Annotated in this window: 1 rRNA gene; it reads left to right on the top strand. The window is 54.1% G+C overall.

Going from position 1 to position 255, the window contains the following annotated elements:
- Positions 1 to 255, top strand: a 23S ribosomal RNA gene (locus WFM69_RS19365); the annotation flags it as partial.

The raw sequence follows: 255 nt of genomic DNA, 5'->3' as shown, positions 1-255 counted from the left end.
CCCATTCTGGTGCGGTTAGCGTATTAACAGGTGTGACGCAGGAAGGTAGCCCAAGCCAGGCGATGGTTGTCCTGGTGCAAGTGCGTAGGCCGAGTCGTAGGCAAATCCGCGATTCATTGAGGCTGAGACACGATGCGGATAAAAAGTGGGTGATCCTATGCTGCCAAGAAAAGCATCGACGCGAGGTTCTAGCTGCCCGTACCCCAAACCGACTCAGGTGGTCAGGTAGAGAATACCAAGGAGATCGAGAGAATC

This window comes from Microbacterium sp. LB12, assembly GCF_037150835.1.
Classification (GTDB): Bacteria; Actinomycetota; Actinomycetes; order Actinomycetales; family Microbacteriaceae; genus Microbacterium.
This window is presented reverse-complemented; position numbering and strand designations above follow the sequence as displayed.